11 protein-coding genes are annotated in these 14,032 nt (G+C 64.0%); 5 read left to right on the top strand and 6 right to left on the bottom strand.

Features of this window, described 5'->3' with window-relative positions:
- Window positions 1-53: 53 nt before the first annotated feature.
- The 4 genes from HX613_RS14665 to HX613_RS14650 all read right to left on the bottom strand — a co-directional run bounded on the left by HX613_RS14665 (window position 54) and on the right by HX613_RS14650 (window position 4,967).
- Window positions 54-1,181 carry a glutamate--cysteine ligase gene (locus HX613_RS14665; protein WP_235345988.1) on the bottom strand — a complete coding sequence of 376 codons (1,128 nt, stop codon included), beginning with the start codon at window positions 1,179-1,181 and terminating at the stop codon, window positions 54-56.
- Between the two features lie 62 nt (window positions 1,182-1,243).
- Window positions 1,244-2,341: an ABC transporter ATP-binding protein gene (locus HX613_RS14660; protein WP_235345987.1), complete on the bottom strand. Its 1,098-nt coding sequence runs from the start codon at window positions 2,339-2,341 to the stop codon at window positions 1,244-1,246.
- Window positions 2,342-2,349: 8 nt separating this feature from the next.
- On the bottom strand, window positions 2,350-4,002 hold the full coding sequence (locus tag HX613_RS14655) for a xylulokinase (protein WP_235345986.1): 1,653 nt from the start codon (window positions 4,000-4,002) through the stop codon (window positions 2,350-2,352).
- The gene (locus tag HX613_RS14650; RefSeq protein WP_235345985.1) at window positions 4,002-4,967 is read right to left on the bottom strand and encodes a sugar-binding transcriptional regulator; all 966 of its coding nucleotides are present in this window, start codon (window positions 4,965-4,967) and stop codon (window positions 4,002-4,004) included. The genes HX613_RS14655 and HX613_RS14650 overlap by 1 nt, the downstream gene beginning before the upstream one ends.
- A gap of 189 nt (window positions 4,968-5,156) precedes the next feature.
- Between HX613_RS14650 and HX613_RS14645 the strand changes: the two genes are divergently transcribed.
- The 5 genes from HX613_RS14645 (at window position 5,157) to HX613_RS14625 (ending at window position 11,768) form a co-directional block, all read left to right on the top strand.
- Window positions 5,157-6,515, top strand: coding sequence for an ABC transporter substrate-binding protein (locus tag HX613_RS14645; protein WP_235345984.1), 1,359 nt, complete (start codon window positions 5,157-5,159; stop codon window positions 6,513-6,515).
- Between the two features lie 183 nt (window positions 6,516-6,698).
- Window positions 6,699-7,544, top strand: coding sequence for a carbohydrate ABC transporter permease (locus tag HX613_RS14640; protein ID WP_198397101.1), 846 nt, complete (start codon window positions 6,699-6,701; stop codon window positions 7,542-7,544).
- The gene (locus tag HX613_RS14635) at window positions 7,541-8,449 is read left to right on the top strand and encodes a carbohydrate ABC transporter permease (protein ID WP_235345983.1); all 909 of its coding nucleotides are present in this window, start codon (window positions 7,541-7,543) and stop codon (window positions 8,447-8,449) included. Before HX613_RS14640 ends, HX613_RS14635 begins: the two co-directional genes overlap by 4 nt.
- Window positions 8,449-9,999, top strand: a complete 1,551-nt coding sequence (locus tag HX613_RS14630; protein ID WP_235345982.1) for a mannitol dehydrogenase family protein — start codon at window positions 8,449-8,451, stop codon at window positions 9,997-9,999. The genes HX613_RS14635 and HX613_RS14630 overlap by 1 nt, the downstream gene beginning before the upstream one ends.
- A gap of 101 nt (window positions 10,000-10,100) precedes the next feature.
- A complete protein-coding gene (locus HX613_RS14625) occupies window positions 10,101-11,768 on the top strand; it encodes a glycoside hydrolase family 3 N-terminal domain-containing protein (RefSeq protein WP_235345981.1) in 1,668 nt (555 codons plus the stop codon).
- A gap of 98 nt (window positions 11,769-11,866) precedes the next feature.
- On the opposite strand, the gene HX613_RS14620 is transcribed toward HX613_RS14625, so the two are convergent.
- Both HX613_RS14620 and HX613_RS14615 read right to left on the bottom strand, forming a co-directional pair.
- Entirely contained in the window at window positions 11,867-12,745 is an 879-nt protein-coding gene (locus HX613_RS14620) for a C40 family peptidase (RefSeq protein WP_235345980.1), read from the bottom strand.
- A gap of 415 nt (window positions 12,746-13,160) precedes the next feature.
- A complete protein-coding gene (locus HX613_RS14615; RefSeq protein WP_235345979.1) occupies window positions 13,161-13,997 on the bottom strand; it encodes a sulfurtransferase in 837 nt (278 codons plus the stop codon).
- Window positions 13,998-14,032 lie beyond the last annotated feature (35 nt).

Below are 14,032 nucleotides of genomic sequence, written 5' to 3'. Positions count from 1 at the left end.
CGCTTGACCCGTTTATCGGGGGGAGGGTGCGGCGGGCTCGCGGTTCGAAGACCTCAGGTATACGAGGTGCGCAGGTCGCTGATCAGGGAACGAGTCACCTCGGTGAGTGATTCGCTGTCCTTGAACACGTTCTGCAGCCGCTGGTAGGGCACACCGCGGTCGATGATCGAAGTGATGGAGTTCAGTTCGTCGACGCAGCCCAGTCGCTGTGCCACCGGGGCCAGGTGCGTGACCTCATCGGCCAGGCATTCGGTGACCAGGCGTTCATCGGCTTCGGCGTTCTCGATGATGATGGCGTCCATTCCGTAACGGGCGGCACGCCACTTGTTCTCGTCGTGGAACCAGTCCGGCATCGTCGGCAGGGTCTCACCGGCATCGAGGCGAGCGGAGAAGTCGTCGACAAGGCACTGGATGAGGGCCGTGATCGCAGTGATCTCCTCGAGCGTGGGCAGACCGTCGCAGACTCTGACCTCGACGGTTCCCCAGTTCGGGGCGGGACGAATATCCCAGCGGATCTCATTGATGTTGTCGATGATGCCGGTGGTGAGCATGTCGGCCACGTACTTCTCGTAGTCCGACCACGCCTCGAACTGGAACGGCAGTCCCGCGGTCGGCAGCTGCTGGAACATCATCGCCCGGTTCGACGCGTAGCCGGTGTCGGTCCCGCCCCAGAAGGGTGATGATGCACTCAGCGCCTGAAGGTGGGGGACGTAGGCGAGGAGGGCGTTGACGATCGGCAGCACCTTGTCGCGGGAGTCGATTCCGACGTGGACGTGTACGCCGAAGATGAGCATGTTCCGACCCCACCACTGGGTGCGGTCGACGAGCTCGAGGTAGCGATTCTTGGCGCGAACCTCCTGGGACTGCCACTGGGCGAATGGGTGTGTGCCAGCGGACATGAGTTCGATCCCACGGTCCTCGGTGAGCGTGCGCAGGGCACCCATGGACGCGGCCAGATCCTCGGCGATTCCGGAAACCTGCTGGTGGACACCGGTGACGAGTTCGATCGTGTTCGTGAGCATCTCGCCCACGATCCGCTTCTCGAACTCGGGTGCACGCTGCGCGACATCAGCGAGGAGAACCTCCGCGGCGGAAGTCAGATCAAGGCTGTCCCCGTCCAACAGAGCCAGTTCCCATTCGACTCCGATGGTGGAGCGGGGTGAGCGTGCGAAATCGACCATGGATCGATCATAGTATTCCGCGCCGGGTTTTCTGGCTTCTGACCACTTATCGGCCGTCACATTCAGGCCGTATGCTCACTCTCATCAGACAGTCGTGCACCCGATTGCGAATCGAAGAGGTGGAGGCGCGAGAGTTCCGGGACGACTCTGACCCTGTCACCTCTGGCCACGCGCGTGCGCCCTCTGACCCTGGCGACGATCAGTTTGTCGTCGCCGCCGGTCGTCGCCCGACCATGCACGTAGGCATCGGCGCCGAGCTCTTCGATCAGATCCACACTGACTTCCAGGCCGCCGGTCTGTTCGAGACGGAAGTCCTCCGGCCGAATTCCGGCCGTCACCCGATCAGCCGTGAGCTCCGAGAGCTGCGTTCGACTCAACCGGATCTCGGACTCGCCGAGGTGCAGCGCCCCGTCCTGGAGCGGAAGGTCAATGAGGTTCATCGCCGGAGAGCCCATGAAGCCTGCGACGAAGAGGTTGGCGGGGTGATCGTAGAGGGCTCGCGGAGTGTCCACCTGCTGCAGCCGTCCGTCAGCGAGCACCGCGACGCGATCGCCCATCGTCATCGCCTCGACCTGGTCGTGGGTGACGTAGACAGTGGTGACGCCGAGGCGGCGGGTGAGGGAAGCGATCTGTGCACGTGTCTGGACCCGCAGTTTGGCATCGAGGTTGGACAGAGGTTCGTCCATGAGGAACACCTGCGGAGAGCGCACGATGGCGCGTCCCATGGCCACGCGCTGCCGCTGCCCGCCGGAGAGAGCCTTCGGCTTCCGATCGAGGTAGGGCTCGAGGTCGAGCAGCTGAGCGGCCTCACGAACTCGCTCATTGCGTTCGGCCTTGCCCACACCGGCGATCTTGAGTGCGAAGGCCATGTTCTCTCCGACGCTCATATGTGGGTAGAGCGCATAGTTCTGGAACACCATCGCGATGTCGCGTTCGCGGGGAGAGACCCCGGTGACATCGTCCTCGCCGATTCTGATGTGCCCGCCGTCGACGGGTTCGAGGCCTGCGAGCATGCGCAGAGTCGTGGACTTTCCGCAGCCTGAGGGACCGACCAGGACGAGGAACTCGCCATCGGCGATGTCGAGGCTGATCTCGTTGACCGAGGGAGTGAGCGCCTCTGGGTACTGGCGCATTGCCTTATCGAAAGTGACTGTTGCCATGGTGAATCTCAACCTTCCACGGGTGCGTGGGCACCCGACGATCCGCGGTGATCATTGTCTGAGTTCTCGTCGGCGGGGGTGGTGCCGCCGGTGATTGTGGTGGTAGCAGTGTTGCCGGTGACGCCGGCATCGGGAGTGAGGCTGGCTTCGGGAGTGGTGCCGGTATCGGGAGTGATGCTGGTGTGGGCGTAAGAGCGGTACTGCTCGCGTACACGTGATGGTCTCGGGTGCAGAGTCGCGACGAGCTCGACCTGCCACCTCGGCGAGGTTCCGGTCAGTGTCCAGGCCGCTTGACGGGCGGCCCCGATGGCCACGTACTCGGCCTGTTCGGGTACGTCGATGGGGACGGTGAAGATGTCTCTGGCCACCTCTCGCACTGCCGGGTTGCGGGCTGCCCCGCCGATGAGGAGCAGCCGTTCGACGCTCAGGCCCTGTCGCAGCACCGCCTCGAGTCCGTCGGCCAGTCCGCACAGCATGCCCTCGACGAACGCCCGAGCGACGTTCTCCGGGGACGAATTCGCCAATGTCATCCCCTCCAGACGGGCTGTCGCATCCGGAAGGTTGGGGGTGCGCTCGCCCTCGAAATAGGGGACGAGGGTGAGGCCGTTCGCCCCAGGTGTCGAGGCCAGTGCCAGCGCAGCCACGTCTGTATGACTGGCGCGCAGCAGCACTGCCGCGGAGTCGAGGACGCGGGCGGCATTGAGCGTGGCGACGAGCGGAAGGCGCCCACCGTCGGCCGAGGCGAATCCGGCGACCATCCCCGAAGGGTCGTTGATCTCCAGACGGGTCGGACTGAAGACCGTCCCCGAGGTGCCGATCGAGATGACGACGTCGCCCGGGCCGGCTCCGAGTCCGAGCGCAGCCGCCGCATTGTCCCCGGCACCGGGGCCGACGAGGATGCCTTCGGGTGTGTGTCCGGCGCTCTCGTGGGGCCCGAGGACACGAGGCAGGACGACTGGAGCGGTGTGGGGTGCGCTGTTGGGGTCCGACTGAGCATTGGGTCCGGCAGCTTCCCGTGCTGAGGCGCCGAATGCTGTGTGGAAGAGTTCAAGATCGTAGCGGCCGGTGACTGCGGAGAAGTACGCGGTTCCGCTGGCATCGGAGGCATCGGTGACGAGCGCCTCGAGGTCTGGGCCCCGTGGGGCGGATGAGCTGCTTGGCCCGTAGCCCAACAGCCGCCAGGTCAACCAGTCATGCGGCAGAACCACGCCTGCCACGCGGGAGGCATTGTCGGGTTCATGATCGCGCAGCCACCGCAGCTTGGCCCCGGTGAAGGACGCAACAGGAACGATGCCGGCCCGGTCGACGAACTCTTCTGCCCCGATCTCGGCGATGAGTGCCCGCGCTGCCGCGTCGCTGCGCAGATCGTTCCACAGCAGAGCGTCGCGGATGACCTGCCCGTGACTGTCGAGAGAGATGAGGCCGTGCTGCTGTCCGCTGATGCTGACGGCGGCGACGTCAGTGAACCCACCTGCGTCAGAGATCGCCTCCTGCAGGGCCGACCACCAGGCTTCGGGATCGACCTCAGTGCCGACCGGGTGCGGGGCCGATCCGCTGCGCAGGATCTCACCTGTGGCGGCATCGACGATGACGACCTTGCAGCTCTGCGTCGAGGAATCAACGCCGGCGACCAGTTCGCGCGGTTCGAGGTCGGCAGCCATCACGGCTCCTCGGTCCGCGCTGAAACCTGCACCTGAGCGTCGAGGATCTCTCGGGCCAGCGCCTCGTCGACGATGGCGACATCGAGGATTCCGGCGGCGCAGGCTGCACGGACAGCCTCGGCGCGCTGTGCTCCGCGAGCCACACCGACGGTCGTGGCTGCGTTGCGCAGCTGGTCCAGGGTGACAGCGATGACTCGATCGTCGATCGTGTCGACCTCGGCCCCGGCAGCGTCGAAGAGGCGCCCGGAGGCTTCGGCCACCGCACCGTCGGCCAGCCCTGCCGCTCGCTGCTCCGGGCTGCATTTCTCCCAGACCGAGGACTGTTCCTGCGCCCATGCGGCGACCGAGATGACCGCGAGATCGAGATCGTCTGCGGCAGCGAGGGCACCGGAGATCTCAGGCAGGGCACTGAGATCTGCAGCGGTGTCCGCCTCGGTGACCAGGAGTGGAGCCGGCAGTCGAACCATGGTCACGGCGGCATCCTGTCCCAACCGGGCGAAGATCCCGGCGCTGGGCCGATGCGAACCGAGTTGAAGCGCACCGGCGAGCTGGACGACTGTGCACCGGGGGAGTGCGGGGGCGAATTCTGCTGCTGCGTCGAGCGTGCGTGACCAGGCCAGTCCGATGCGCATCCCCGGGCGGGCATGACGATCGACGTAGGAAAGCGCGGCACGCCCCATCCGCTGTGCGGCGTGGGTCTCGTGTTCGAATTCGACGATGACGGCCGACCTCAGCCCAAGCGTCGTGGCGAGCCGTTCGGCCCTGCCGTCTTCGTGAGCGGCATCGGCTTCGATTGAGATCGTGACGACTCCGCAGTCAACGGCCTCTTGCAGCAGACGAGCGATCTGGAACCGGCTGAGTCCGTGCGCTTTGGCCAGCTCCACCTTCGAGCTGCCCTGGAGATAGTGCTCTTTGGCCAGCTGAGCCAGGAACCGGCGGTGTCTGGCGGTGGGTGCTGTGTTCATGACTCTCCCTTCCGAACCCACGGAGATCACATTCACAGCGATCAGTCTGCCGCTCATATGTGATCTATTGCACATCTGTTCAGATTATGACACAGTATTGCACATGTGAGCACGGATGCTCATATGTATTTCGTCAAGCACACCCGATGGCGGGCAGCAATCCCGCAATGACGAGGGAAGGCAATTACGATGAAGCAGAAGATCACGGGCCGGGCTGTCACAGCGGCGGCCATCGGAGTGGTCGGAGCACTCACACTCGCAGGGTGTGGTGGCGCCGGGGGAAGTTCGAGCGGCGGGGGCAATGAAGAAGTCAACGTTCTCATGGTCAACAATCCGCAGATGCAGGACCTGCAGAAGCTCACTGCGGAGCATTTCACCAGTGACACCGGCATCAAGGTCAACTACACGGTGCTGCCGGAGAACGAAGTCCGCGCCAAGATCGGGCAGGAGTTCTCCGCGCAGGCCGGCAACTACGACGTGGCCTCGATGTCGAACTACGAAGTGCCGACCTACGCCAAGAACGGGTGGCTGACCTCGATGGACGAAGGCGTCGTCGATGCCGAGGGCTTCAACCAGGACGACATTCTCGCCCCGATGGCCGAATCGATGACCTATGAGGACAAGATCTACGGAGAGCCGTTCTACGGGGAGGGGTCCTTCCTGATGTACCGGAAGGACATCTTCGAGAAGGCGGGGGCGACGATGCCGGAGAATCCCACCTGGGACGAGGTCGCCGATCTGGCAGAGAAGGTCGACGGTGCCGAGAAGGCCACCAAGGGCATCTGCCTGCGCGGCCTGCCCGGATGGGGAGAGATGTTCGCGCCCCTGACCTCCGTGGTCAATACCTTCGGCGGAACCTGGTTCGATGAGAACTGGGACGCACAGGTCGATTCGAAGGAGTTCAAGGAGGCGACGAACTTCTACGTCGATCTCATCAAGGACCACGGCGAATCGGGAGCACCGCAGGCCGGTTACACCGAGTGCCTGACCAACCTCCAGCAGGGCAATGTTGCGATGTGGTACGACTCGACGGCGGCAACGGGAACCCTCGAAGCCGATGACTCTCCAGTCAAGGGCAAGATCGGCTATGTCGCAGCCCCGGTGAAGGAGACGAAGTCGAGTTCGTGGCTCTACACGTGGGCCTGGGGTATCCAGAAGGAAGGCAAGAACCAGGATGCCGCCAAGCAGTTCGTGGCTTGGGCCTCGTCACAGGACTATGAAGAGACCGTCGCCGAAGAACTGGGCTGGCAGCATGTGCCCGCCGGCAAACGCACCTCGACCTATGAGAACCCGGACTACCAGAAGGCCGCGGAACCGTTCTACAAGCAGACCGAGGACGCCATCAACTCGGCAGATCCGAAGAACCCCGGTGTGCAGCCGCGCCCGACTCTCGGAGTGCAGTTCGTGACCATTCCCGAATTCGCCGACCTGGCCACGGGCATCTCCGAGGACGTCAGTTCGGCGATAGCCGGACGCACCACGGTGGACAAGGCGCTTGAGAAGGGACAGAAGCAAGCAGAGAAGGTCGGAGACAAGTACAAGAAGTAGAAGACGCACTGGGCGGAGGCGTTCGCGTCTCCGCCCAGGCACCCCGGCCCCACCGCCACTCATCACCGGAGGTTGTCCATGTCAGCTCCTGCGCAAGATCGCCGCATTCAGGCGGCGCCCGCGCCCACATCGCCCAGGCCCGCATCCTCGAGCGCTCGAGAGCGGTGGTCGCGGCGAGTCCCCATGCTGCCGGCGCTGATCTTCGTCATCCTCGTCACGCAGATTCCCTTCGCGATCACGATCGTCATCTCGTTCATGAAGTGGAACGCCGCCTATCCCGATGACATCAGCTTCGGCACCCTGCAGAACTACATCACCGTCTTCACGAATGCGGATCTGCTGCGCGCGGTGTTCGTCACCATCGGGCTCACCGTCTCGGTCGTGCTGGTCTCGGCGGTGCTGGGTCTGGCCATCGCGCTTCTCCTTGACCGGAAGTTCATCGGCCGCGGGTTCGTGCGCACGCTGATGATCACCCCGTTCCTGATCGTGCCCGTGGCTGCGGCGCTGCTGTTCAAGCATGCGATCTTCAACCCGTCCTACGGATTGGTCAACGGACTGCTGACCAGCGTCTTCGGTGAGAACGCCCCGCAGCCGGATCTGATGAGCACCTATCCGCTGCTGGGAATCGGCATCGTCCTCGTCTGGCAGTGGACCCCGTTCATGATGCTCATCATGCTGGCGGGTCTGCAGTCGCGTCCCATGGACGTCTACGAGGCGGCACTGGTCGACGGCGCCGGACCGGGTCAGACATTCCGATTCATCACATTGCCGCACCTGCGACGCTATATCGAACTCGCGGCGCTGCTCGGCACCATCTACATCGTGCAGAACTTCGACACCGTCTTCACGATGACCTCGGGCGGACTCGGAACCGCGAATCTGCCCTATGTCATCTACCAGGAATTCTTCGTGGCCCAAGACTATGGAGTCGCCTCCGCCGTTGGTGTCATCGTCGTCATCGCCTCACTTGTCATCGCGACCTTCGCGCTGCGAACCGCGTCCACTCTGCTCAAGGAGGAGAACTCATGAGCACCCCAGACATCACGGCCACCCCAGACATCGGAGCCAATCGTTCCCGGAAGAAGGCGAGTGCGCAGAGACGCCCGGGCCAGCGCCGAATCGGCAAGGTCCTGCTTGGTCTCTTGGCCTGGCTGGTGGGCCTCCTCTTCGTGTCCCCACTGCTGTGGATGCTGCTGACCAGCCTGCATGCCGAGACCGATGCCTCGACGAACCCGCCCAGCTTCTTCGCGCCGCTGACGCTGGAGTCCTATTCCAACTTCTTCGGCGGCGGCAGCGGCGCGAGTCCCTGGCCCGCCCTCATCAATTCGGCGGTCGCGGCGATCGTGTCCACCCTCATCGTGTTGGTGCTGTCGACCATGGCCGCGTACTCGCTGGCCATTCGTCGGATCCAACGTTGGTCGGACGTGCTCTTCTTCCTGCTCTCGACCAAGATGCTGCCGATGGTCGCGGGACTGCTGCCCGTCTACCTGGTCGCGCAGGCATTCGGCATCCTCGACACCTGGCTCCTCCTCATCATCATCTACTCCGCGATGAACATGCCCATCGCAGTGTGGATGATGCGATCATTCCTCGCCGAGGTGCCCATTGAGGTGCTCGAGGCCGCTGAGCTCGACGGTGCCCGGCTTCCCCGTGTATTCATGCAGATCCTGCTGCCTTTGACCGCACCCGGTTTGGCGGCCACGGCACTCATCTGCTTCATCTTCTCGTGGAACGAACTGCTCTTCGCCAACGTCCTGACCTCGACGGCGGCATCGACAGCGCCCGTGTTCCTCACCAGCTTCGTCACCTCCCAGGGGCTGTTCCTGTCCCAGGTGTGTGCGGCCTCGCTGATCATTTCGGTGCCGGTGCTCGTCGCAGGCATCGCCGCCCAGGACAAACTCGTCCAGGGCCTGTCGATGGGTGCGGTGAAGTGATGTCTAATTCCCCAGATTCTGCACACGTTGACCGTGCCCGCCCAGCCTCAGACTTGCTGCCCCTGCGCGGATCGAACCTCGACCAGATTGCGGCCCGCGGCGTCACCGTCCCCGACTACGACCGGAGCACAGTGACTCCGGGCATCGTGCACTTCGGCGTCGGCGGCTTCCACCGGGCCCATATGGCCATGGTCGTCGATGACGTCATGAGCGCGGGTCGAGCCGCGGACTGGGGAATCGTGGGAGCCGGTGTCCTGCCCCACGATGTGCGCATGCGAGACGCACTGGCCGGACAGGATCACCTCTACTCGCTGACACTCAAACACCCAGACGGCACCCGCGAACGACGGGTAATCGGATCGATCATCGACTACCGCTACGGACCCGACGATCCGCAGGGACTCATCGACCTCCTCGGCGACCCGAGGATCCGCATCGTCTCGCTCACCGTCACCGAGGGCGGATACAACGTCAACCCGGTGACCGGGGAGTTCATCTCCGAGGATCCGATGATCGTCGCCGATGTGGCCGCACTGGCAGCGGGGGCGCTGCCGGGCACGGTCTTCGGATATGTGATCGAGGCTCTGCGCCGCCGCCGCGATGCTGGTGTGCCCCCATTCACCGTGCAGTCGTGTGACAACATCTCGGAGAACGGCCATGTGGCGAAGAAGATGTTCGGCGCCTTCGCCCGACTAGTCGACCCCGAGCTCGCCGACTGGATCGACGTGCATGTGGCCTTCCCGAACGCGATGGTCGATCGCATCACCCCGGCCGCCACCGATGACGATCGGGCCGATCTGCGTGATGAAGTCGGAATCGAGGACGCCTGGCCTGTGGTCGCCGAACCCTTCTTCCAGTGGGTGCTCGAGGAGAGGTTCACCTCCGGCAGGCCCCCGTACGAACTGGCCGGTGTCCAGGTCGTCGACGATGTCAGACCCTACGAGCATATGAAGCTGCGTCTGCTCAACTCCGGGCATCAGGGGCTGGCCTACTTCGGCCTCCTCGCCGGCTACACCTATGCCCACGAGGCGATGGAGAACCCGGATATAGCGGTCTACCTGCGCAGATACATGGATGAGGAGGGCACACCGAGCCTTGAACCGCTGCCGGGCATCGACCTCGACGGGTACAAGGACTCTCTCATCGAACGCTTCAGCAATCCCGAGATACGCGACACCTTGGCTCGCCTCGGTGCCGAGTCCTCCGACCGCATTCCCAAATGGCTGGTCCCCGTCATCGGTGACAATCTTGCCTCGGGTGCGCAGGTTGAAGTCTCGGCCGCGATCTGCGCATCGTGGGCTCGCTACGCCGAAGGCAGCGATGAGCAGGGGGCGGCGTTCACCATCGTCGATCGCTATGCCGGTGAGCTGCAGCAGGTCGCGTCGTCACAAGCGGAGGACATCCTGGCCTTCGTCCGGCAGGAGCAGTTCTTCGGTGCTTTGGCTGACGAGCCCCGCTTCACCGAGCACTACCTGGCAGCTCTGCACTCCCTGCACGAACGAGGTGCGAAGGAGACCGTCAGGCGACTCGCCGCCGGAGAGAGGCTCTGAGGCAGCGCCGAAGTCCGAAGCAGCGCCGACGTCCGAACCAGCGGTGGCACGCCCCGCCCGCGTTCGACCGTTGGTTCATCTTCGACGATTAGCATGGTGCTATGCGCCCCAGACTTGGCATCATCGCTGCAGCCGCCGTGCTCGCCCTGACCGGCTGCTCCGGCGGAACGTCCGACCCGCAACCGGAGAAGACCGGGGAAGCCGGAGCCCCGCAATCGGCACAGAAGGCCGAACCCGAAAAGGCCGCCGAGCCCGCAGACATCGGCCCCGCTGACTTCGCCGACGAGGCGAAGGAGATCGTCGAATCGTTCTCCGACGATGAGCTGGCAGGGTCCCTCATCATCGGCACCTGGTCGGGCACCGACACCCAGACCGGGGTCAATCTGCTGAAGAACAACGACCTCGGCGGGGTCATCGTCATGGCCGACAATCTGCCCGAGAATCCGACTCCTGACCAGGTCAAGGGCGTCACCGAAGCAGTCAACGCGTCACGTTCGAAGGGACAGCCCGTGTCGATCGGCGTCGATCAGGAGGGCGGTCCGGTCTCGCGGCTTGGCACCGGCGCGCTGCCGTTCCCACCGCTGATGGCGCTTTCAGCCACCCAGGATCCCGAACTGACGCAGACCGCGACCAAGGTGCAGGGCCAGAACCTCACCGACCTGGGCTTCACCATCGATTTCGCTCCCGACGCCGATGTCACAACAGGTGAGAAGGACGTGGCCATCAACGTGCGTTCGGCCGGTGACGATCACAAGACAGCCGCCGAGGTGGTCGCGCAAGCCGCGACCGGATACCACCTCGGCGGTGTCGCCAGTTCCGCGAAGCACTTCCCCGGCCACGGTCGACTTCACGTCGACTCACACGAGAGTCTGCCGGTGTCGAAGAAGAGCATCAAGGAACTCGAAGACACGGACCTGCTGCCGTTCAAGTCCGCCGTCAAGGCCGGCATCCCGATAGTGATGATGGGACACATCGGCCTGCCGGATGCGAAGACGACGCCGGCGACGCTGAATGAGAAGGCCTACAAGTCACTGCGGGACACGCTCGACTTCGACGGAGTCATCATCACCGACGCCCTCAATATGAAGGCCGTGGACCAGAACCAGAGCGGGAAAGAGACCGTCAAGGCGCTGTCCGCAGGCGCGGATCTCGCGCTGATGCCACCGGATTCTGCCGCCGCACAGAAGGCGGTGGCCAAGGCCATGAAGGACGGTGACCTGAAGAAGTCCGATCTGCAGAAGAAGGCGAAGCGCGTGGTGGCGATGCAGCTGGCCACCGCCGAGACCCAGAAGTCGATGACCGACGATTCCGGTGGGGACGGCTCCGGGCCAGGGGGCGACTCCGGTGGGGACGGCTCCGGGCCAGCCGGTGCCGAGGATCCGCAGAAGGTCCTCACCGATGTGGCCGAGAAATCACTGACGGTCCTCAAGGGGGAGTGCGCATTCGAGGGCACCGACTCGATCTCCATCGTCGGCGGCAGCGAGAAGGAGAAGAGCGAATTGACCAAGGCGGCCAAGGACGCGGGTCTCACAGTCGGCTCCGGTGGGACGAGCGTGAGCCTGAGCCCGGACACCTCCGCCGAGGTGGCAGTCGGCACCGCTGCACCGTGGACGATGCGCAATACCCCGGCACAGTCGGCCGTGACGGCCTATGACAGCAATCCCAATGCGCTGAAGGCCGTGGCGAAATGGCTCAAGGGCGATCTCAGAGCCTCAGGCAAGCTGCCCGTCGACTACGACGGAAGCGACAAAGCTCCAGACTGCAGCTGAGGCAGCGCCCCAGACCGCAGCATCGCGGCAGGGCACGAAAAACCCCTCGTCCGGCTGGGACCATCAAGGCGGACGAGGGGTTTCTTCGTAGAACTGGATCAGAGAACGCGAATGAAGGTGACGTCACCCATCCAGCTGTAGCTGCGCTTCGAGGTGCCTGACCCTGGTGAGCCGGCATCGTACATCTGTCCGTCACCGGCGTAGATGCCGACGTGTCCCGGGTGCCAGATGAGGTCACCGGGCTTTGCCTCCGACTGGGAGACGACCTGGCCAGCGGCCTTCTGTCCGCCCGAGTTGCGAGGCAGATCGACACCGACCTTGCCGTAGACCCACTTGGTGTAACCGGAGCAGTCCCAACCGCTCTGGGAGGTTCCGCCGTAGACGTAGGGCGTGCCGGTTCCCTTCTCTGCCCAGCTCATGACCTGCTCCGCCTTGGAGCCGTCCATTGAGCCTGCATCGGAACCGGAGTCCTTGCTCTCGCCCTTGTCCTCGTCGCCGGAATCCGAAGAACCGGTGTTGGCGGAGTCGCCCGAGTTGTCCTCTGCGGGTTCTGGAGCCGGAGCAGCCTCGTCGGCTGGTTCGTCTTCGGTGGTCTCGACGGGTTCTGGCTTCGGCTTCGGCTTCGGTTTGGGAGCGGCCTCAGCAGTGATGTTCTCGACATCGACACCGATGGAGGCGCTCTGCTTCTTGTCCTTGCCCTGAGAAGACGAGCCTTCGTCCGCAGCGACGGTCGCCGACTGGTTCTTGAACTCGACCTGTGTCTGAGCTTCTGACTCCGCGGAGACTGAGGCCTTGTCGTCGGCCCCCTGTCCTGCTGCCGGAAGAACTGCTGCGGTGAGCAGGCCACCGCTGGCAGCGACAACGGCTGCACGGCGTCCGAAGACGGCGGAGTTGGCGTTCAGGATATCGGTCAGTTCGGTCAAGGGAGTCTTGACCTTGGCTTCTGCGGCTCGGCGGCCATGCTGCTTATTTGCCACGTTTTCCTCTCGTCACCTATTGGAAGAATCCCAACCGCCACTTTCGGTCCTTAGTGATTTCACAGCGAGCGTGGCGTGCGGTTCTCGCTGTGAAGTCGGCACTCTCGCGACCGACCTTCACAACTGTAACCAATCAGTGACCTAATGTCACGTTTTCGTTACATTGAGCGAGAAGTTCTCATCGACGTGTGTAACAGTGCAGGTCAGAAGCTTATCTCGCGCCGAAATTTCTGTAACAGTTGCGCGTTTGTCTGGTGCTGACCGGTGGTGATATGACCTATCTCTCGTCGTCTTCCGTGCCTGTATGTAACAAATCGGCCTATGTAACAGACCGAAAATGACATTTCTGCGACGGAGAATGCCCGTTCGAGAACGAGGGCAGGAGTTTGACGTTGCAGGTGAGGCCGGTGGGTGCTCAGGCTCCAGTTGCGACCGGGCGGGCAGGGTCGGATGACCATCCCGACCAGCTGGCTGGGTAGAGGCTCGTCTCAACACCGAGGGTCGCCAGCGCCAAGGCGTTGTGGCAAGCGCTGACGCCTGAACCGCAGTAGACGCCGACGGGCTGGTCGAGAGCGCCGAGGGCGGAGAAGCGCGACTGTAGAGACTCTTCGTCGAGGAACTTTCCGTCTGCGGTGTTTTCGCTGGCGGGCGCGCTCGTGGCACCGGGAATGTGGCCGGCCTGTGAGTCGAGCGGCTCGGTCTCTCCGCGGAAACGTTCGGCGGCGCGGGCATCGAGGAGGACCCCTGTCCATGCTGCAGCTGCGTCGGCGTCGATGACGGGCATCGAATCGGGGGAGATCGTCACGGTGCTCGGCTGTACGGGGTCACCGGCTCCGGTGGCCAATTCGCCTCCGGCGGCAACGAAAGCCTGCAGGCCGCCGTCGAGGACGCGTGCCTTCATGCCTGCCCACTTCAGCAGCCACCAGGCGCGCGCGGCGCCCTGGCCCGAATTGTCGTCATAGACGACGACGTCGGTGAGCTGGTCGATGCCCCAGGCTCGGACCTGGTCCTGGAATTCCTCCGCAGACGGCAGCGGGTGTCGTCCCGCTGTGGGGTCAGTCTCGGAGTGTGCGGCGAGTTCGGTGTCCAAGTCGACGTAGACGGCTCCGGGAATGTGCCCGGCGGTGAAGTCTTCGCGGCCATCAGGCTTCTGCAGTGTCCAGCGGACGTCGAGCAGCCTCGGCGTGGATCCGTCGTCGGAGAGGCGAGCGAGGAGCTCGTCGGCGGTGATGAGAACGTCGGAGCGGTTCATGGGGGATTCTCCTAGTGAGGTGGGGCGAAGGGAGT

This window comes from Brevibacterium sp. UCMA 11754 (assembly GCF_021532275.1).
In the GTDB taxonomy this organism is placed as follows: Bacteria; Actinomycetota; Actinomycetes; order Actinomycetales; family Brevibacteriaceae; genus Brevibacterium.
This window is presented reverse-complemented; position numbering and strand designations above follow the sequence as displayed.